Origin of the sequence: Cnuibacter sp. UC19_7 (assembly GCF_042699995.1) — a bacterium.
GTDB lineage: Bacteria > Actinomycetota > Actinomycetes > Actinomycetales > Microbacteriaceae > Cnuibacter.
In genome coordinates this window covers 1,799,631-1,818,740 of record NZ_CP170560.1, presented here as the reverse complement: position 1 = coordinate 1,818,740, position 19,110 = coordinate 1,799,631, and the positions used below count along the sequence as shown (strand labels likewise).

Sequence of the window (19,110 nt, the reverse complement as noted above, 5' to 3'; positions counted from 1 at the left end):
TCGCGACGAGGGGGCGGCGCATGGGCGACACGGTGACGACGGCGGGACCGGCCGCCGGCTCCACGAGCGGGCGGGACCCGCGAGCGCTCGCGGCCCGGATCTGGTTCGGCGCCATCGCCGTGATCGTCGCGGCGGCGCTCGTGATCCAGATCACGCTCATCCTCACCGGCGGGCAGGACGTCAACTCCACGACGAGCGCGACCAGCGCGTCCAGCGAGACCCTCGCCACGAAGTTCGTGCGGCTGTTCAGCTACTTCACCATCCAGAGCAACCTCTTCGTGCTCGGGACCTCGATCGCGCTGCTCGTGAGCATCCGGCGCGACGGCCCCGTCTGGCGGGTGCTGCGACTGGACGCGATGCTCGGCATCATCATCACCGGCCTGGTGTACGAGACCATCCTCGCGCCGCTGGTGCACCCGCAGGGCTGGGCGCTGGCCGCGACGATCGGCTTCCACTACATCTCGCCGTGGGCGACCCTCATCGGCTGGCTGATCTTCGGACCCCGGCCGCGGATGGGCTGGCGCGCCGCCGCGGCGGCGTTCATCTGGCCGATCGCCTGGCTCGTGTACACCTTCGTGCACGGCGCGATCACGTCCTGGTACCCGTATCCGTTCCTCGACGTCACCGTGACCGGGTTCGGAGAGTCGGTGCGCAACTGCCTCGGCATCCTCCTCATCGCGATGGTGATCGCCGCCATCCTCACCCTCCTCGACAAGCGCCTCCCCTCCCTGATCCGCTGAGCGCTCGCGCGATCCCGCTGAGCGCTCGCGCGAGCCCGCATAGGGTGGAGACGTGACGGGGGAGGACGACGAGGGGCGCGAGGGCGGGCGGATCCCGGACGGGCGGCCGAAGCCGACCCCGTTGTGGGCGCTCCTCTCGCGGTGGCTGCTGGCGCTCGAGGCGTGGCTGCGCTCGCACGGCGGGAAGAGGCTCCGCAGCGGGCTGCGCGCGTTCTGGGGTCTGATCGGCGTCGCCGGGCTCGTGCTGCTGTTCGGTCCCGTCATCAACCCGCCTTTGACGTTCGACGACATCACGGGATCCGCGAGCACCGCCACCGACACGTGGATCGCCCGCGACTTCACCGCGGACTACACGCTCACCCAGACCGAGGACGGGCGGCTGCAGGCCGAGGTGGTCGAGACCATCACCGCGTTCTTCCCCGACGACGTCGATGAGAGCGGCATCCAGCGTGTGCTCCCGGTGGAGTACCAGGGCCACGCGCTCGACCCGACACTCCTCGAGGCCACGATCGACGGTCAGCCGGTCGATCCCCCGAGTCAGACCACCTCCGACCGCCTCACGTACACGCTCGACACCGGGCAGCGCTTGAGCGGCGACCACGAGTTCACCCTCCGCTACACGCTGCAGGACCTCGCCTACGAGTCGACCGACGATGCCTCCGGCGGCGACGTCGACCTGCTCGAGTGGAGCGTGTTCGGCCCCAGTTGGCCGCAGGCGTTCTCGGCGCTCGAGGTGACCATCACGATGCCCGACGGGCTCGCCGACCGGCTCGTGCGTCAGCCCCGGGCCGACATCGCGTGGCTGCTCGTGAGCGGCGGCGACTGGCTGGAGCCCGAGGCGGACAGCCCGCCCGGGCAGACCACGTACCGGTTCACTCTCGACCAGAACATCCCGCCGAACGGGCAGGCGTGGTTCGACATGCGCTTCCAGCCGGGCACGATCACGATGCCCGGACCGTCGCCGGTGTTCCTCGTGCAGACGTTCGGCCCGCTGGTGCCACTCGCCGTGCTCGTGGTCACGCTGCTGTTCACGCTGGCCGCCCGCGCGGTGGCGTGGAGCGACGCCCGGGGCCGGCCGTGGTTCGTCGCGCAGTACGATCCGCCCCAGGGGGTGTCGCCGCTCGTGGCGGCGCAGATCCTCGAGCGACCGCGCACCCGCGAGCTCGCGGGCGCGCTCGACGAGGTTCGGAGAAAGAACCGCGGCAGCCGTCGGGCCGCCCTCATCGCCGCGGGCCGCGCCGCCCGCCGCACCGGGCGCGTCGGCGACCGGCTGCGCGCGAGGACGGCGTACGACGTCTCCCCGGAGCGCCGACGGCAGATCTCCGACGGGTTCCGCCGCATCCCGCGCGGCTTCGTGCGCGACTGGTTCATCCTCGCGCCGATCGCCCTGACGCTCGTGCAGTGGGGCATCGTCCGGCAGCTGTCGCACCAGGCGAAGCTCACCATCGTGTGGTGGCCCGCCGCCTTCGTGCTCGTCTCGACCGCGATCTCGCTCGTCGTGCTCGCCATCGCCCTCAGCGCTCGCCCGCTCACCCGCAAGGGCGCCCTGGTGAAGCAGCACCTGCGCGGCATCGGGGTCTACGCCGAGCGCACGCGCCTGCTCGAGCGGGCGACCGTGACGGACGCGCTGCTGCCGTACGCGTTGCTGCTCGAGGATCCGCGCGAGGCAGGCAGACGCGCGACGGAGCTCGTCGACCGGGAGCTCGGCGACGACGCGCCCTCCGCCCGCGAGTGGCGCACACGCGACTTCGTGACCTGGCCGCGCATCCTCGTCAACGCGCTCGCGGTGCTACTCCTCGGCGGGTCGATCGCCCTGGTCTCCACCGTCCCGACCCCCTACCCGCAGACCTCGACGTTCGACTCCTACGACTTCGACGTGCCCGGCGCGCTCTACACGAACATCGACTCCGCCTCCGTCGACGCCGTGCTCTCGCGCGACGACGGGGGCCGCGCCAGGCTCGACGTCACCGAGACCTTCTCGATGTCGATCGACGACGACGCCACCCGCCCGCCGCAGTTCGCGCAGAAGCTGCCCGCCGAGATGGACGGGCAGGACCTCGGGCTCTCGGTGACGAGCATCCGCGTCGATGGAGACGACGTGCCCTTCGACGTGACCCGCGCGGGCGATCTCGCCGTGCTCGCCACGCGCATGCCCCAGGTGCTCACCGACACGCACGAGGTCGAGGTCGTGTACTCGCTCTCCTCGCCCGTGACCGCAGCCCCCGGCTCGCCGATGGCCGGCACCCCCGGTGCGACAGTCGATCGGATGCAGTGGGTCGCCCTCCTCGACGGCTGGGACAGCTGGGGCTACCAGACCGACGGACCGAGCCCCGTCGAGGTGTCGCTCACCGTGCCCGACGACCTCTCCTCGCTCGCGGAGTCGGCCGGCTGGCTCCGCGAGGATCCCGACACCGCCGAGAGCGCGCGCGACTGGAAGGACTCCGTCTTCCCGTTCGGCACCGCGGTCGCCGAACTGGGTCCGCCCGACTACCTCGAGAGCCCGTCACCGTCCGACTACGGCACGATCACCGAGGCCGCGGAGCCGGCCGACGGGGGCACGCGGCACGTGCTCACCGAGACGAACGGCGAGTACGGGTATCCGACCGACACCACCTTCTCGGACCTCGGCGCGATGCTCGAGTTCCCGGCGGGCACGTTCACCGGTCCGGATGCGGGCGCCGTGGAGCGCGGTCAGCTCGACCGTGTGCTCCCCATCCTGCTGGTGGCGGGGCTCGCGCTGCTCGCGTTCCTCATCGCGGCGCTCGCGGTCGGGCATGCGATCCTGAGGTCGCGCGAGACGCGCCCCGGCACCTTCCGCGACCTGGTCTGGCGGCTCGGGACGGCGTCGGCTCTCTCCGCCGTGATCCTGTTCGTCTGGGCGAGCATCGACATGCCGTCCGACTGGACTGAGTTCCCGCCGCTCGCGATCAGCGCGGTCGTCGCGGTGGTCGCCGGGGTGGCCGGGATCGTCGCGGTGCGGCCGGAGAAGCGGGCGGATGTCTCGTCGTCGGGGAGTGGTGGGATGGTGAGTTCTCCCCATAGCCGACGACGACGGGGGCGAGTACGGTCGAAAAAGGATCGGGGGTGAGCGCCTTCGATCTCTGTCACGAGGAGAGCGAGACATGACCGACCCGACTGGGGGAGACAGCCGGCCCGACGAGCAGAAGACGCCGCCGCTGCCCCCTACATACCAGCCCCCGCAGACCCAGGGTCAGCAGCCGCCGGCAGGTCCGCCTGCGCCGCCCGCGCCCTACGGCCAGCAGCCGTCGCCGCCCGGTCCGGGGAGCAGCAGCCCGTACGGTCAGTCCTCCACGCCTCCGCCCCCGTCGGGCCCGGGAAGCAGCAACCCCTACGGTCCGCCGCCGGTGCCGTCCCCCTCGAGCTCGACGCCCCCGCCGCCGTCCGGCCCGGGCAGCAGCAACCCGGGTAGCAGCAACCCGTACGGTCCGCCGCCCGTGCCCTCCGCATCCGGCTCGAACCCGCCCTCGGGCCCCGGGAGCAGCAACCCGTACGGACAGCCCTCGGGTCCGTCCGGCTCCACCCCGCCCCCGCCGGCCTATCAGCCCGGTGGTGTCGGCGGCGGACAGACACCGCCTCCGTCCGGCCCCGGATACCCCGGCAACGGTGGACCCGGCTACCCCGGCAACGGCGGACCGGGCTACCCCGGCGGCCCCGGCCAGCCCCCGCAGAATCCGGGTGACTTCCCCGGCAAGACGCTCGGCATCGTCGGTCTGATCGTCGCGATCTTCGCCAACGTCGTGGGTCTGATCATCTCGATCATCGCCCGCAACCAGTCGAAGCGCGCCGGATACAAGAACGGACCGGCGACCGCGGGCATCGTGGTCGGCGCCGTGCTCACCGGCATCGGCGTCATCGTCGCGATCTTCTCGATCATCGCCGTCGTCATCGCGGGCACCACCACCGCGGCCGTCGTGGGCGGCCTGAGCGACTACACGCCCAGCGCCACCACCTCGCCGAGCGACGGCGGAGACACCGATGAGACCCAGGTCGACGTGTTCTCGATCCAGGTGGGCGACTGCCTGAACGACACCACCTCCGGTACCGAGGTCAGCGACGTGCCGCTGGTCAACTGCTCCGACCCGCACGATTACGAGGTCTACTACGACTTCGACATCACGGGCGGCAGCACCTACCCGGGCGACGACGTCGTCTCGCAGGACGCCGAGGACGGCTGCTCCGCCGCCTACGAGGCGTTCGTGGGCATCCCCTACGCCGACTCGACGCTGAACTACAACTACTACACGCCCACCACCCAGTCGTGGGAGAACGCAGACGACCGTCTGGTCTCCTGTGTCATCTACGACCCGGCCGGCAAGGTCACGGGAACCCTCGAGGGCAGCAAGCGCTGACCTTCCGCGCCCCGCGCATCCGATCGGCGCCGCACCCCGCACTCAGTGCGCGGGTGCGGCGCCGATCGCTGTCTGGGCGCTGGGCGGGCTCGGTGCGGTCAGTGCGCGGGTGGGGCTCCGATCGCGGCGGCGACCACGCGCGCCATCGAGCGGCGGATGACGTGGTCGTTCACGTGCACCGGATGCGTGGTGACGCCCCTCATCCGCGACAGGATCGCGACGCTGCCGGGCACGAGGAACTCGTCGAGCGTGCCGTAGACGACCTCGATCGGCACCTCGACGGTGGCCAGATCGCTGATGATCGTCTGCGTCTCGATGCAGTTCTCGAGCGACTTCACGAACGGCGTCCAGTTCTGCTCGGTGATCTCCATCACGTGCTCGATGGGCAGCAGCTTCGTCACCCAGGCGGCGTTCGCGAGCGTGAAGTCCTTGTTCTCGCGGAAGAAGCGGTACGCCGCCAGGTATCCCGACACACGGGCTCGGGTGCGCGGATCGCCGATCTCGGCCGGTGACTGGTACACCGGCGGGCTGACGAGCACGAGCTTGTCGAGCGCGTGCCGATGCGTGGCCGCGTAGCGCGAGGCGATGAGGCAGCCCAGCGAGTGACCCACCAGCGTGAACCGCCCGAGGCCGAGGTGGCGGAGGGTGTGGGCGAGGGCGTCGACATGCTCCTCGAGCGTGTACTCCGCATCCGGGGGCTGGGGCGACTGCCCGAAGCCGAGGAGGTCGATCGCGACCACGCGGTACGAGTCGCGGATGAGGGGCACCACGAAGTCGAACGTCGTCGTACTGGACGCGATGCCGTGCACGAGCACCACCGTCGGCGGCTGCTCTCCGTGGAGGCGGGGGCCACCCTCGCCGGAGGGCGTCGGGTCGGAGTCGACCGACACGTGCAGCAGCGGCTCCCGCTGCTCCCGGATGAGCGCTCTGATCCCCGCCATGGCCCCATTGTCCCGCATCCGCCTGGTCGAGACCCGGGTCCATGTGCTCTCGCTCGCAGCCGGGCGGACGGGCGGCCCGGCGTCGGGGCACGGCGGTTACACGGGGATGGGGAAGTTGTCCTGGAAGAGGCGGGCGGGGTCGACGCGGCGCTTCAGCGCGCGCAGGCGGGCGAGGTGCGCGGGCGGGAACGCCTGCTCCACGATCGCGGCGCCCGTGCGGGTCTCGAAGCTCAGGTAGAGGCCCTCGCCGTGGGCGGCGAGCTCGTCCCAGAGCGCGTCGAACCTCGCGGAACGGCCGATCGCCGTCACCGAGAAGTTCGCGGAGCGGTGCGCGTACGCCGTCGCCTCCGGTGCCACGTCAGCCACGGCACCGCCCACCGAGCGGATCTGGAACCACGGCGCCGACCCCGACCGCACCAGGGCGGCGGCCGCGGCAGCCGACTCCGGATCGAGGTGCGCGAGCAGGGTGGAGCGGAAGCCGGGCTCGCCCTGACCGTCGTGGGTCGCATCCGACGCGTTCGCCATCACCGCCGCATAGGGCGCGAGCTGCACCTGCTGCCCCACGATCGGCGCGATCTCGGCGAACGGCTGCAGGCGAGCGATGATCGTGTCGGGATCCGGCGAGTCGACCACCCCGTACACCTGCGCGACCGTCGGCTCGCCCGGGCGGGCGGCCCCGAGGATGAGGAACAGCGTCACGTCGCGCGGCGCCGCCTCCATCGCCGCGCCGAAGCGCTCGAGGAAGCCCTCCGTGTCGGAGGCGTCGAAGGCGAGCTGCACCCATCCGACCTCGGTCACCTCGTCGACCTCGAACTCGAACGCGGTGACGATGCCGACGTTCGCGCCGGCGCCGCGGATCGCCCAGAACAGGTCGGGCTCGTCCGTCGCCGAGGTGCGGACGACGGACCCGTCGGCGAGCACCACCTCCGCCGCGACGAGGTGGTCGATCGTGAGGCCGTGCTCACGGGACAGGAAGCCGACCCCGCCCGCCGTGGCGAGGCCGCCGACGCCCACGCCGCCGTAGTCGCCGCTCGACAGGGCCCAGCCGTGGGGCTGCAGGGCGGCGGCCACGTCCATCCATCGCGCGCCCGGGCCGACGCGCACGAGGCGGCGCGACTCGTCGAGCACCACGATCGAGTCGAGTGCGGCGAGGTCGATGACCAGCCCGCCGTCGTTCGTGCTCCGTCCGCTGATGCCGTGCCCGCGGCTGCGCACGCCCAGCGGCAGGTCGGGATGACGGCGGGCGAAGCCCACGGCGTCCACCACCTCGTCGACGGTGCGCGGGCGCAGCACGAGACCCGGGGAGCCCGCGCGCATGTACGTCGAGCGGACGCCGGCGAAGCCGAGGTCGCCGGGCTCCACCGCGGAGTCGCGGAGCGACTCGGGCAGGTCGTCGTACGCGATGCCCTCGCGTCGCTGGGCGAGTGCGCGGGCGCTCCGTCCGCTGAGCACGGCGGTGCCGCGGCGCTCCCGCTCGTCGGTCACCGCCGAGCGCACGGCGGGGATGGTCTCCTCCGCGAAGCGCTGCAGCTGCGCGGGATCGTCGGAGGCCAGGATGAACGTGCTCACGCCGTCGGCGAGTGCCAGCGACACGAGCTGGTCGATGCTCTCGCCGCCGCCGATGTTGAGCAGCCGCGTCACCTCCGACGGGTCGCGGCCGGCCTCGTGCGCCGCGTCGTCGATGCGCGCGTTGCCCTCGGCGAGCTGTCCGTCCTGCAGGTACCCGAGGGAGGGCAGCCAGCCGTCGGCCTTGCGGCCGGTGAGGCGCAGCATCCGGGGCTTGTAGGCGCCGAGCCAGATCGGGATCTCGTGTGCCGGCGCGGGGCCGCGCTTGGCCCCGCGGATGGGGTAGTGCTCGCCGCCGCGGAGCGGGGTGCGGTCGGCGGGGTTCCAGATGCCCCGGATGACGTCGATCGCCTCCGAGAGCGCGTCGACCGCCTGCCCCGGCGTGAGGCGGGTGCCGCCCATGGCCTCGATGGCGTCCCAGAAGGCGCCGGCACCGAGGCCGAGGTCGACGCGGCCGCCCGAGAGCAGGTCGAGCGACGCGGCGGCGCGGGCCGTCACGGCGGCCGGTCGCAACGGGAGGTTGAGGACGTTCGCGGACAGGTGGATGGTGCTCGTCGACGCGGCCGCCCAGGTGAGCAGGGTCCACGTGTCGAGGAACGCGGGCTGGTACGGGTGGTCCTGGAACGTGACGAGGTCGTACCCCAGCTGCTCGCTGAGCTGGGCGAGCGCCACCGGGGCCTGCGGGCTCGCGGCCGCGGGGGTGATGAAGGTGCCGAAGCGGATCGGGTGGCCGTAGTCCATGGCTGGTCCTCTGCTCTCAAGATCGTCTGTGACACAACCTATATGATTCACAACGTATTCCGGTAGGATCGGGGCATGGCACACGACTCGGAGCTCGGCTGGGCGCTCGGCGTCGTGTTCCGCGCCTGGCAGCGCGAGACGGAGGAGGCGGTGGGCGACCTGCCCCACGGGCCCCGGGGGTTCCAGATCCTCAGCTCGCTCGCCGTGGGCGACCCGCCGACCCAGGCCGCGATCGCGATGCACCTCGGCATCGACCGCACCGTGCTCACCTACGTGCTCGACGACCTCGCCGCCGCGGGTCTCGTGGAGCGGACGGCGGATGCGCGCGACCGCAGGGTGCGCCGGCTCGTGCTCACCGCATCCGGGCGCACGCGGCTCGCGGAGCTGCGAGCGCGGGTGGCCGCCGTCGAGAAGGGGCTGTTCCCCGGGCTGTCGACGGAGGAGGGCGCGTCGCTGCGCTCGCTCGTCGAGCGCGCGGCCGCGGGGATGCACACGGGCGACGGAGAGCACGACGCGTGCCGCGTGGTGCAGGACATCCTGGCCGACTCGGCGCGCTGAAGGGTGTGGCCTGCCCGGTGGCGTCGCCCTGCCCGGTCGGGGGGCGGGTGGGCGCCGAGAGGTACCGTGAGAGCGCACACGACCCCGTCTGCGCGGTATCGCCGCTCTGACGGTACCTTCTGACGGCGACCACCCGCGTGGGGCCGGTCGGAGGCGCCTGTCGGCGCAGCCGGGTAGGTTCAGGAGCGATGCAGACCCGAACCACCGCAGCCCGCTCCACCCCGACCCGCCGACGCGTCGCCCGCCCGATGGGGCTCCTGGCTGCGGCCGGCGCGGCCCTTCTCGTACTCGCCGGGTGCGTCAGCCCGGCTCCCGCGCCCGGCACGCCCACCGCATCCCCGACCCCGTCGCCCACACGCACGCCGACGCCCACACCCACGCCGACCCCCGTCGATCCGATCGCGGGCATGAGCCTCGAGCAGCAGGTCGGACAGCTCTTCATGGTCGGCACCGGCGCCGACTCGGTCGATCAGACCACGCTGAACGCGGTGATCCAGCAGCAGATCGGCGGCATCTTCCTGCACGGCCGCTCGTCGGCGGGCACCGACGCGACCCTGCAGGTCGTCGAGACCTTCACCTCCTCACTCTCCCCGGGCGCCCCGAAGCTGTGGGTCTCGACCGACCAGGAGGGCGGCGACGTGCAGGTGCTGTCCGGGCCGGGCTTTGACGACATGCCGTCCGCTCTCACGCAGGGGCAGTCCTCTCCCGACCAACTGCGCGCATCCGCCGCTCAGTGGGGCGCCGAGCTGTCGCAGTCGGGGGTCACCATGAACCTCGCGCCTGTCGCCGACATCGTCACGAGCCCCGAGACGGCGCAGAGCAACCCGCCGATCGGCGAGCTCGACCGCGAGTACGGCTACTCCGAGGATGCGGTGGTCGCCGGAGCGGGCGCCTTCGCCGCCGGGATGCGCGACGCCGGTGTGATGCCGACGCTCAAGCACTTCCCCGGGCTCGGGCATGTGGGGGAGAACACCGACACCGACACCGGTGTCACCGACACCGTCGTCACCACCGACGGGCCGGACGTCGGGGTCTACCGCACCCTGCTGGCCCAGGGCCCCGCGGTCGTCATGCTGTCGACCGCCACCTACGCGAACATCGACCCGTCAGGGCCGGCGGCGTTCTCGAGCACGATCGCGACGACGCTGCTGCGCGACCAGCTCGGCTTCACCGGTGTGATCACGACGGACGACCTCTCCGCCGCCGCAGAGGTGCAGGCGTGGTCGCCGGGCGATCGGGCCACGCTCGCGCTCTCGGCGGGAGTCGATCTGCTGCTCGTGTCGGCGGACTCGTCGGTGTATCCGGAGATGTACGCGGCGGTGCTCGCGAAGGCGCAGGCCGATCCGACGTTCGCGGCTCGGGTGGCCGATGCGGCGCGCCACATCGTGGTCGCGAAGGCACAGCCGCTGGGGTGACGTGAGCTGGAGCTCTGCTGAGCTGAGCGGCGCCGCGGGCGGGTGGCTCGTGTCCCGGCGCGGTGGTCGGGCGTGAGGCATGGGACGATGCTGGGGGCTCAGCCATGCGGCGGGCTCAGCCATGCGGCGGGCTCAGGCGATGCGGCGGGCGAGGACGACGCCGTCGTCGAGCAGAGCGGGCTGACCGTCGGGTCCGGTGGCCTGGCGGCGGCGCGTCTCGACGAGCAGCACCTCCCACTCGGTGGGGTCGAGGGCGAGCGCCTCGACCTCCTCGTCGGGGCTGAGGAGGTCGGCGTGGTGGGCGGCGTCCTCGCCCTTGGCCCACGGGGGCATCACCGCGTGGGTGACGAGCAGCAGATGCCCGCCAGGAGCGACCAGGCCCGCCGCCGCCGCGAGGATCTCGCTGCGCGGCAACAGCACCGGGGAGTGGAAGAAGCTCGCCGTGACGAGGTCGACCGTGTCGGTCGTAGGCCCCGCGCCGTCTTCGCCCGCCAGCCAGCTCGAGAGGTCGGTGGCGACGAAGCGCGCGTGGCCCTCATCCAGCCCTGCGGCCGCCGCGGCGTCGCGCGCCCGCGAGATGGCCGTCGGCGAGATGTCGAGGCCGGTGACCCGCCATCCGCGCTGGGCGAGCCAGAGGGCGTCGCCGCCCTCGCCGCATCCGAGGTCGAGGGCGGTGCCCGCCGCGACCCCGGTCGCCTCGAGCTCGGCGACGACGGCCGCGGTCGTCGCGTTCACCCGCCCCGACCACACCTGCCCGGAACTGCCGTAGCGCTCTTCCCAGAAGTCCACGGGGCGGGAGTGTTCGTGCGGTTCGTGCGGCATCCCCCCATCACAGCGGATGCGCGCCGCCCACGCACGTCGGCATGCCGAAACGGCAAACGCCGGCGCGTGATCCCCGGGCCGAGTGCACCCAGGAAGAGCGGTTGCACGAGCACGGGAGTCGCATCCATCGGGTGCACTCCGGGCGCCGACGGGCACGGTGCGCGGCGTCAGGAGCAGAGGTGGGCGGTGGCGGCGGGGAGGGCGGCCGCGACCTCCGGGGTGGAGGGGGTGACGGCGGCGAGGGAGGCGGCCAGCGCACCCGCGCATCCGGGGTCGGAGCGGTACTGCTGCACCGCGGCCAGCGCCGGGACGAGCTCGGTGGAGATGCGGTCGAGGATCGGGCGCACCTCGGTCGCCAGGTCGGGCGCGGAGGTGGGCGCGGCGGCGGATGCGGCCGCCCACTGATCGAGCAGCGACTGCTGCACCTGCTTGCTCGCGGCGATCTGGTCGGTGAAGACGGACCGCACGTACTCCGGATCGGCGCCCGCCTGCTGGGCGGCCGCGGCGGCGGTGTCGAGCACGACCTGCTCGCGGGCGGGGTCGGTGACGGGCTGTCCGCTGAAGAGCTTCGACGCCGCCACCTGCGGGGCGGTGTCGAGGCGCTCGACGATCAGGCCGACCGCGGCGTCGAACGCGCCCGAGGGGACGTCGGATGCGGGGGTGCTGACCGCGGAACCCGTCGCGGCGGGGGTGGAGAGCGCGGCGCTCGCGGTGGGGGTGGAGAGCGAGGCGGGCGCGGTGCCGGTCGCGCACCCGGCGAGCGCGAGGCCCGTGGCGGTGACGAGGGATGCGGCCGCAACGACTCGGCGGAGACGGAGGATGTCGAGCTGCATGCGGCCAGCGTAGGGGCGTCGCACGTCCTCTCGCCGAGAGAACGGCGTCGTTCGTCACGGAATACGCTCAAGCCCCCGGAATAGCGCGTGGCTTGCGCGTATTCCGTGACGAGCGTCGGCGATCGGGCGCGATTAGGCTGATCGGCATGTCCGAGGCCGCCGGCTCCGCCTCCGCCGCCTCAGGCGATGACGCCGCGGCCGCCGCCTCGGGGGAGGCGTGGTCGCCGATCGCGGAGGAGTGGGCAGCACGGTGGGGCCGTGTGGCCGACCCGGCGCGCGACGAGATCGTGCGGCGGGCGGGCATCGGCCCGGGATCGCGGGTGCTCGACGTGGGATGCGGATCCGGTGAGTTCGCCGCGCAGCTCGTCGCGGCGGGAGCAGTGGTGGCCGCGGTCGATGCCGCGCCGGGGATGGTCGCGCTCGCTCGATGGGCCGCTCCCGCGGCGGAGGTGCGCCTCGCGCCGATCGACCGGCTGCCGTTCGGCGACGGCGTCTTCGACGTGGTCGTCGCCGTGAACGCCCTGCAGTTCGCCGATGACATGGCGGCCGCGCTCGCCGAGCTCGCCCGCGTCACGGCACCGGGCGGCGCGGTCGTCGTGGCGAACTGGGCCGAGCGGGCGCGCAACGACCTCGACACCCTCGAGACGGCTGTCGCGATCGATGACGGCGACGATCCGGACGACCTCGTCGACCTCGGCTACCGCCTCCCCGGCGGACTCGACGCGCTCTTCGCCGAGGTGGGCATCCCGGTGGAGTGGTCGTCGACCGTGGACGTGCCGTGGCGCGCCGCGACCGACGATGACCTCGCCCGCGGCGTGCTCCTCGGCGAGGACGACGACACCATCGCCGCCCGCGCGCCCGTCGTGGTGGCGGCCGCGCGTCCCTTCGCCGCGCCCGACGGCGGCTACGAGCTGCGCAACGCCTTCTACGTGGTGGTGGGCCGCATCCCGCGCTGAGGGGGCGCCCGTCGGCGCCCGGCGCGGGCGGGCGGGCGGGGCTACGCTTCTTCGGATGAGCGAGGCGGGGCGGCGGGTGGTGGTGGTGGGGCACGTGTGCCTCGACGAGATCGTCGCTTCCGCGGGGGTGACGCGCGCGGCGGGGTCGCCCGCGGTGTTCATGGCGCCCGTGCTCGTCGAGGCGGGGATCGAGCCGTTGATCTCCGCTCCGCACGGCGCCGACTTCGACGCGCTCGGCACGGGGCTCCGGTTCCTCGAGCCGCCCGCCGGGGCGCAGACGCTGCTCTACGTGAACGACGTCCGCACCGAGCGGCGGCGGCAGAGCGTGGGGCACGCCGACGTCCTCGCCCGTGACACCGCCGCCCCCTCGCCCGCCACCCGCGCGGCGCTCGCAGGGGCCGCCGCGCTCGTGCTCACGCCGCTGCTGCCCCTGCGCGATGAGCTCGTCGCCGAGCTCGTCTCACTGCTACCCGCTGGCGCGCTTCGGGTCGCCCTGGTGCAGGGCTACCTCCGCCGGCTCGGGACGGCCGTCGACGGGGCGCAGCCCGTCGAACCGCGCGAGTTCACCGAGGCGGACGCCGTGCTGCCCCTCATGGACGTCGCCGTGCTGAGCGAGGAGGACCTCGGCGATCCGGCCGCGGCGCACCACGCGGCCGGGATGTGGTCCGCCGCGCATCCGTCGACCGCCATCGTGGTCACACGCGGCGAGGCGGGCGCCAGCGCGTACCTCCGAGGGGAGCGGCGCGACGTCCCCGCCCATCCCGTCGGCGTGCTCAGCGCCGCGAACCTGGTCGGCGCCGGCGACCTGTTCAGTGCGGCGCTCGTGGTGTCACTGCTCGGCGCGCCCCGCGGACGGACTCTGGACGCCGACACCCTCGTCGACGCCGTCGACGCGGCCAACCGGGCCACGGCCGAGCGCCTCGCCGCGCGCTGAGCCCACGCTCTGAGGCCGCCCGCTGAGCCCGGGCGCATCCCGTTCAGCGGGGCGAGCTGACCCGCTCCGGCTCGATGACGAGGATGACGCGCTGCTGATCGCGTCCGCCGTACCAGGGGTACGGGCCGCCGGTGTACTTCTGCGACAGCTGCTCGATGTGGTCGGCGGCGCCGTCGGTGACGAGCTCGCGGACCGTGCCGCGCACCTGGTAGTAGAACCACGGATCCTCCGGGTCGGAGATCGTGACCGCCACCCGCGGATCGCGCTGGATGTTGCGCACCTTCTGGTGTGTCATCACGCTGTTGACGAGGACGTTCTCGCCGTCGGTGTCGACCCAGGTGAGCGTCACCTGCGGCGAGCCCGACGGCATGACGGTGGCGATGTTGCAGAGCGCTCGACGCTGCAGGAGCGAGACGAGGTCGGTGGGCAGAGCAGTCATCGGGGGCCTTTCCAGGCGGATGCGGGTGGGGACCCTCTCGACGCTACCCGGGAGCTCTCGACGCTACCCGGGAGTGGGAGTCCCATCGCATCCGGGATACCCTCGCAGGATCATGAGGGGGCGGTCGAGCGAGCGGGCGATCCGCAGCGCCACGCGCGCGGCGGCGGTGCTGGGAGGTGTGCTGCTCGGCGTCGGGGTCGTGGCACTGGTGTTCTGGACGATGACGGTCGAGGAGTCCTCCGGACTGGTCTGCGACAACGACGGATGCGTCGCCGGCGACCCGGTGCTCTACACGCTCGTCACCACGTCGATCCGCCTCGCCGGACCGGTGGTGGGCGCGGGCGTGCTCGCCGTCGGCGCCGCGCTCGTGATGGCGGCGGCGGTCGTGCGGGGGAACGGACAGAGGAGGTCGGACGTGCGCGCCATCATCGCGCTGTGGGTGATCGGCGTCGTGTCGATCGTCGGATCGGTCGCGCTCGTCGTCTGGTCGAGCAGTCCCGGGGTGGTGGGGTACTCGGTCTCGTCGGATCGGGCGTCGCAGCTGCTCATCCAGGCCGCCTACTCGGTGATGCCGTTCCTGATCTTCGCCGGGCTCGTCCTGGTGGGGATGGCGCTCGTCGCGACACTGCTGCGCGCCCGGGTGCTGCGTGCAGACGCGGAGGAGGCCGAGGCCGAGGCGCACGCGGGCCGACAGACGGAGGACGCCGACCCGCTCGCCGAGCTCCTCGCGCCGCAGCCCCCGCCCACGCGCCCCTGGCGCCGCGGCGACGACCTCACGCCGTTCATGCGCCCCGACGACCGCCCGGAGAGCGACCGCCCGTAGAGCGACCGCCCGGAGAGCGACCGCCCGCGCTCTCAGCGCCTTCGAGGCGTCTCCGGGAGAATGGGTGCATGACCGAGCACGACGACACCACCGTCGAGGTGACGCGCGTCGAGCGCGGCGACGTCTACGCCCGCGTCTCGACCATCGGCCACGGGCGGGAGCGGGCCTTCGTCCTCGTCGCGGGCATCGGCGTGGCGGCGACCTACTTCGAGCGGCTCGCCCCGAACCTGAACGAGTTCGGCCCCGTGCACGCGCTCGACCTGCCCGGATTCGGCGGGGTCCCGCATCCGCCGAGCGCCATGACGATCGAGCAGTACGCCGACCTCGTCGAGGCCGTGATCGACGACCTCGAGCTCGTCGACCCCATCCTCGTCGGCCACTCGATGGGCACGCAGATGGTCGCGGAGGTCGCCGCCCGGCGTCCGGACCTCTCCACCGTCGTGCTCATCGGCCCTGTGGTGTTCCCCGGCATCCGCCGCCTCGTGCCGCTCGCGGGCCGGTTCCTCCGCGCGTCGTGGCACGAGCCGTTCAAGGTCAAGGTGCTGGCGATCGGGTCGTACCTGACGTGCGGGTTCCGCTGGTTCTTCCGGATCCTCCCCGAGATGATGCGGTTCCCGATCGAGGAGCGGTTCGTGCACATCCGCGCCCACACGCTCGTGATCCGCGGCGAGCACGACGCCGTGGTGCCGCGGGTGTGGGTGCGATGGATCGCGCGCACGATCCCGTTCGCGACGACCTGGGAGATCGGCGGCGCCGGGCACTCGGTGATGCACGGGCACGCCGAGGGTGTGGCGCGGCTCTGTGTCGAGTGGGCGCGCAGCCCGCGCGACACCGACGGGTTCCTGCACCGGATGTCGGACACGGCTGCCGCCGCGCCCGAGCCCACCCGGATGACCCTCCGCACCGCGCTGAAGGGGGTGCGCGGACGCGTGCTGGAGCTGCTGGGCGTCGTCCGCGACGACGACCGCCTCATCGCCATGGGCAAGACCGAGCACGCGGAGTCGATGGCGGAGGCGCGCTCCGAGCGCTGAGGAGCGCGCGCCTCGCAGATCCCCTGGGAGGGGTTGCCCGCGGATCCCTCCACAGGGGTCGATTCTCAACGGGTGTCGTCGATAGGGTGGACGGGACCCCCGACACCGAGAGGATCCTCGATGCCCACGGGCCTCCCCATCCACTTCGAGCACGTGACGAAGGCGTTCGGCGCCGTCCGTGCCGTCGACGACCTCTCCGTGACGATCGAGCCCGGCCGCGTGACGGGCTTCCTCGGCCCGAACGGCGCGGGTAAGACGACGACGCTCCGCATGCTCCTCGGGCTCGTGCGCCCCACCAGCGGCGTCGCCACCATCGGCGGCACGCCGTACCACGACCTCGCGTCGCCCATCACGACGGTGGGCGCGTCGCTCGAGGCGACGAGCTTTCACCCGGGCCGCACCGCGCGCAACCACCTGCTCATCGCCGCGCAGGCCGCGGGCCTGCCCGCGACATCCGCCGACCAGGCCCTCGCCCGCGTCGGCCTCCAGGACTACGGACGGCGACGGGTCGGCGGATACTCGCTCGGCATGCGCCAGCGCCTCGGCCTCGCATTCGCGCTGCTCGGCGATCCGGGTGTGCTCGTGCTCGACGAGCCGATCAACGGGCTCGATCCCGAGGGCATCAAGTGGATCCGCCAGCTGCTGCGCGCCATGGCCTCCGAGGGCCGCACGATCCTCATCTCGTCGCACCTGCTGAGCGAGGTGCAGCAGACCGTCGACGAGGTGGTCATCATCGCGCACGGCAAGCTCGTGCACACCGGCGATCTCGCCAGCCTCGACGCGTCCGACACGATGTCGGTGCAGGTCAACGCGGCGGACCGGCAGGCGCTTGCGGCGGCGGTCGCGGCGGCGGGCTACACGTTCTCCGAGATGCGGGCGGGCCTCGTGGTCGACAGCGCCGACGCCGCCACCATCGGCCGGATCGCGTTCGACGCCGGCATCCCGCTCACCAACCTCACGCAGAAGCGGGTGGGGCTCGAGGAGAGCTTCCTGGCCCTCGTCGGAGAGGAGGGCTCGCTGTGAACTACGTCCACGCCGTCCGTGCCGAGGTCACGAAGATCACCTCGACCCGCATCTGGTGGATCCTCGCCATCATCATGATCGCCTACATCGCCCTGGTCGCGGCGGGCGGCGGCTTCCTCATCAACGCGGTCGCACGCGAGACGCCGCTCGGCGACGTCTCCGTCCCGCGCCTGGTCTACAGCTTCTCCTCGTCGATCGGATACGTGTTCCCCGTGCTCTTCGGGGCGCTCGCGGTGACGGCCGAGTTCCGGCACAAGACGCTCACCCCGGCGTTCCTCGTCACGCCCCGCCGCGCGACCGTGCTGTGGGCCAAGCTCACCGTGTTGTTCGTGATGGGCGCGGTCTTCGGCGTGCTCTCGCTGATCGCCGCGGTCGGCCCCGGAGCGCTGGCGCTCTCGTTCGGCGACACCGGCACCGGGCTCGACCAGCCCGAGACGTGGCTGATGTTCGCCCGCATCCTGCTCGCGATGGCGCTGTGGGCGGCGATCGGCGCCGGCCTCGGCGTGCTCGTGCCCAGCCAGGTGGCGGCGATCGTCATCGTGCTGGCGTTCACGCAGTTCGTCGAGCCCATCCTGCGCGCAGCCACGTCGCTGGCCGACTGGGCCTCCGCGGTCGGCCGCTTCCTCCCGGGTGCGGCGTCGGATGCGCTGGTCGGCACGAGCTTCTTCTCCATCACCCAGCCGGGCGGCGGAGAGCAGCTGCCGTGGTGGGGCGGGGCGCTGGTGCTGCTCGCGATCGCCGCGATCACCACCGCCGCGGGCTACTTCACGAGCTGGCGCCGCGACGTGAACTGAGCCCTCCGCGGCGTGTGCGGCCGGGGGCGGCGTGCGGGAGGCGCGGCGTGCGCGGGAGGCGTGCGGGCTCAGCCGGGCCCGGGTGGTGCGCCCGCTCGGGTATGCGGGCAGGGCGTGCGCTGTGACGCTCACACGTTGAAGGCGAGCACCACGAGGGCGGCGGTGCCTCCGACGAGTGCGATCCCGCACGTCACCTTCACGACGAGCTCGGTACGCGCGGCCGACCAGCGGCGTCGCCGCGTGGTCCGGGAGCTGCCCTGAGGTGGGGAGTGCGTGCCGGTCTGCGGATGCGCTGGAGCGGGTGCCATGACGGGGGACCGGTGCACGTCGGTGTGCGGATGCGCTGGGGCGGGTGCCGGGACGTGAGCCGGAGCCGGAGCGTTGGCCGGAGCCGGAGCCGGAGCGGGTGGGTTGGCGGGAGCGGGAGCCGGTGCGGGTGGGTTGGCGGGAGCGGGAGCCGGTGCGGGTGGGTTGGCGGGAGCGTCTGCCCGTTGAGCGGCGGAGCGGGTGAGCGCGGCGGGGACGCCCTCCGAGAGCCGGACCGTGTCCTCGACCGAGGCGAGGTTCGGCGGCAGCGCGGGGATGGGCGGAAGTGCCGCGTCAGCGCCGTCGCGGGAGGGTGACGCCTGCGCCACGGCGCCGGTGCTCACATCCCCCCGATCACCGGCGCCGCGGGTCGCGTGGCCCACGAGGGGCGGCCGCAGCAGGCGCGGACGACGGACGCGCGCCAGCGTGAAGTCGTACTCCCACGGCACCTCCCCGGGTGCGGCACCGCTGCCGCTGACCTCGTCCGTGTCGTCCATCCCTCTCGACGGTACGGACCCGCCCGCCCGCCCGCGATGGGGAGAAGTCCCCATCCGCCCGCCGTTGGCCGCGGATCTGACACTCGTGGTGACCTCCCGCCCGCGAAGCCCACCACGAGTGTCATATCCGGCCGGCCCGCGGCCCGTGGTCCGGGCCGTGGGCCGGGGCGAGCCGGTGGACCGGGCGTGGATGTGGCACTCGTGGCGACCTCCCGCCCCCGGAGCCCACTACGAGTGTCAGATCCAGCAGGCCTGCGGCGCGCGGGAGCGAGAGAAGCCGGGATGGCCCCCGGCGAGGATTCGGCCGATGGGCGCGGATGT

At 73.0% G+C, this 19,110-nt stretch carries 17 protein-coding genes; 11 read left to right on the top strand and 6 right to left on the bottom strand.

All coding sequences use genetic code 11. The features are described from left to right. Window positions 1-20: 20 nt before the first annotated feature. The 3 genes from ACFJGV_RS08515 to ACFJGV_RS08505 all read left to right on the top strand — a co-directional run bounded on the left by ACFJGV_RS08515 (window position 21) and on the right by ACFJGV_RS08505 (window position 5,110). Window positions 21-740: a Pr6Pr family membrane protein gene (locus ACFJGV_RS08515; RefSeq protein ID WP_378148317.1), complete on the top strand. Its 720-nt coding sequence runs from the start codon at window positions 21-23 to the stop codon at window positions 738-740. 52 nt (window positions 741-792) lie between these two features. Then, window positions 793-3,828 (top strand): DUF2207 domain-containing protein, encoded by a 3,036-nt coding sequence (locus tag ACFJGV_RS08510; protein ID WP_378148315.1) that lies wholly within the window; start codon window positions 793-795, stop codon window positions 3,826-3,828. A 277-nt stretch (window positions 3,829-4,105) separates the two neighbouring features. Then, window positions 4,106-5,110, top strand: coding sequence for a septum formation family protein (locus tag ACFJGV_RS08505; RefSeq protein WP_378148313.1), 1,005 nt, complete (start codon window positions 4,106-4,108; stop codon window positions 5,108-5,110). A 98-nt stretch (window positions 5,111-5,208) separates the two neighbouring features. On the opposite strand, the gene ACFJGV_RS08500 is transcribed toward ACFJGV_RS08505, so the two are convergent. Both ACFJGV_RS08500 and ACFJGV_RS08495 read right to left on the bottom strand, forming a co-directional pair. Beyond that, window positions 5,209-6,051 carry an alpha/beta fold hydrolase gene (locus ACFJGV_RS08500; RefSeq protein ID WP_378148312.1) on the bottom strand — a complete coding sequence of 281 codons (843 nt, stop codon included), beginning with the start codon at window positions 6,049-6,051 and terminating at the stop codon, window positions 5,209-5,211. A gap of 96 nt (window positions 6,052-6,147) precedes the next feature. Then, window positions 6,148-8,358, bottom strand: coding sequence for an LLM class flavin-dependent oxidoreductase (locus tag ACFJGV_RS08495; protein WP_378148310.1), 2,211 nt, complete (start codon window positions 8,356-8,358; stop codon window positions 6,148-6,150). A 75-nt stretch (window positions 8,359-8,433) separates the two neighbouring features. On the opposite strand from ACFJGV_RS08495, the gene ACFJGV_RS08490 reads away from it, so the two are divergent. Together ACFJGV_RS08490 and ACFJGV_RS08485 are read left to right on the top strand one after the other, a co-directional pair. Continuing rightward, the gene (locus ACFJGV_RS08490) at window positions 8,434-8,916 is read left to right on the top strand and encodes a MarR family winged helix-turn-helix transcriptional regulator (RefSeq protein ID WP_378148308.1); all 483 of its coding nucleotides are present in this window, start codon (window positions 8,434-8,436) and stop codon (window positions 8,914-8,916) included. A gap of 188 nt (window positions 8,917-9,104) precedes the next feature. After that, complete coding sequence (locus tag ACFJGV_RS08485) at window positions 9,105-10,331, top strand: glycoside hydrolase family 3 N-terminal domain-containing protein (RefSeq protein ID WP_378148306.1); 1,227 nt, start codon at window positions 9,105-9,107, stop codon at window positions 10,329-10,331. A 132-nt stretch (window positions 10,332-10,463) separates the two neighbouring features. Here ACFJGV_RS08485 and ACFJGV_RS08480 read toward each other — a convergent pair whose 3' ends face one another. Together ACFJGV_RS08480 and aroQ are read right to left on the bottom strand one after the other, a co-directional pair. After that, window positions 10,464-11,120 carry a class I SAM-dependent methyltransferase gene (locus ACFJGV_RS08480; RefSeq protein ID WP_378148305.1) on the bottom strand — a complete coding sequence of 219 codons (657 nt, stop codon included), beginning with the start codon at window positions 11,118-11,120 and terminating at the stop codon, window positions 10,464-10,466. A gap of 200 nt (window positions 11,121-11,320) precedes the next feature. Next, complete coding sequence (aroQ, locus tag ACFJGV_RS08475) at window positions 11,321-11,986, bottom strand: gamma subclass chorismate mutase AroQ (protein WP_378148303.1); 666 nt, start codon at window positions 11,984-11,986, stop codon at window positions 11,321-11,323. A gap of 146 nt (window positions 11,987-12,132) precedes the next feature. On the opposite strand from aroQ, the gene ACFJGV_RS08470 reads away from it, so the two are divergent. Both ACFJGV_RS08470 and ACFJGV_RS08465 read left to right on the top strand, forming a co-directional pair. Further along, window positions 12,133-12,942 (top strand): class I SAM-dependent methyltransferase, encoded by an 810-nt coding sequence (locus ACFJGV_RS08470; RefSeq protein WP_378148301.1) that lies wholly within the window; start codon window positions 12,133-12,135, stop codon window positions 12,940-12,942. 55 nt (window positions 12,943-12,997) lie between these two features. Continuing rightward, window positions 12,998-13,876, top strand: a complete 879-nt coding sequence (locus tag ACFJGV_RS08465) for a PfkB family carbohydrate kinase (RefSeq protein WP_378148300.1) — start codon at window positions 12,998-13,000, stop codon at window positions 13,874-13,876. Window positions 13,877-13,919: 43 nt separating this feature from the next. Here ACFJGV_RS08465 and ACFJGV_RS08460 read toward each other — a convergent pair whose 3' ends face one another. Continuing rightward, entirely contained in the window at window positions 13,920-14,315 is a 396-nt protein-coding gene (locus ACFJGV_RS08460; RefSeq protein WP_378148298.1) for a PPOX class F420-dependent oxidoreductase, read from the bottom strand. Between the two features lie 112 nt (window positions 14,316-14,427). Between ACFJGV_RS08460 and ACFJGV_RS08455 the strand changes: the two genes are divergently transcribed. The 4 genes from ACFJGV_RS08455 (at window position 14,428) to ACFJGV_RS08440 (ending at window position 17,986) form a co-directional block, all read left to right on the top strand. Then, window positions 14,428-15,138 carry a hypothetical protein gene (locus ACFJGV_RS08455; protein ID WP_378148296.1) on the top strand — a complete coding sequence of 237 codons (711 nt, stop codon included), beginning with the start codon at window positions 14,428-14,430 and terminating at the stop codon, window positions 15,136-15,138. Between the two features lie 68 nt (window positions 15,139-15,206). After that, window positions 15,207-16,169, top strand: a complete 963-nt coding sequence (locus tag ACFJGV_RS08450; RefSeq protein ID WP_378148294.1) for an alpha/beta fold hydrolase — start codon at window positions 15,207-15,209, stop codon at window positions 16,167-16,169. A 120-nt stretch (window positions 16,170-16,289) separates the two neighbouring features. Beyond that, window positions 16,290-17,192 (top strand): ATP-binding cassette domain-containing protein, encoded by a 903-nt coding sequence (locus ACFJGV_RS08445; RefSeq protein WP_378148292.1) that lies wholly within the window; start codon window positions 16,290-16,292, stop codon window positions 17,190-17,192. Further along, the gene (locus ACFJGV_RS08440; protein WP_378148291.1) at window positions 17,189-17,986 is read left to right on the top strand and encodes an ABC transporter permease; all 798 of its coding nucleotides are present in this window, start codon (window positions 17,189-17,191) and stop codon (window positions 17,984-17,986) included. The genes ACFJGV_RS08445 and ACFJGV_RS08440 overlap by 4 nt, the downstream gene beginning before the upstream one ends. A 128-nt stretch (window positions 17,987-18,114) precedes the next feature. On the opposite strand, the gene ACFJGV_RS08435 is transcribed toward ACFJGV_RS08440, so the two are convergent. Then, window positions 18,115-18,789, bottom strand: a complete 675-nt coding sequence (locus ACFJGV_RS08435; RefSeq protein WP_378148289.1) for a hypothetical protein — start codon at window positions 18,787-18,789, stop codon at window positions 18,115-18,117. Window positions 18,790-19,110: the final 321 nt, after the last annotated feature.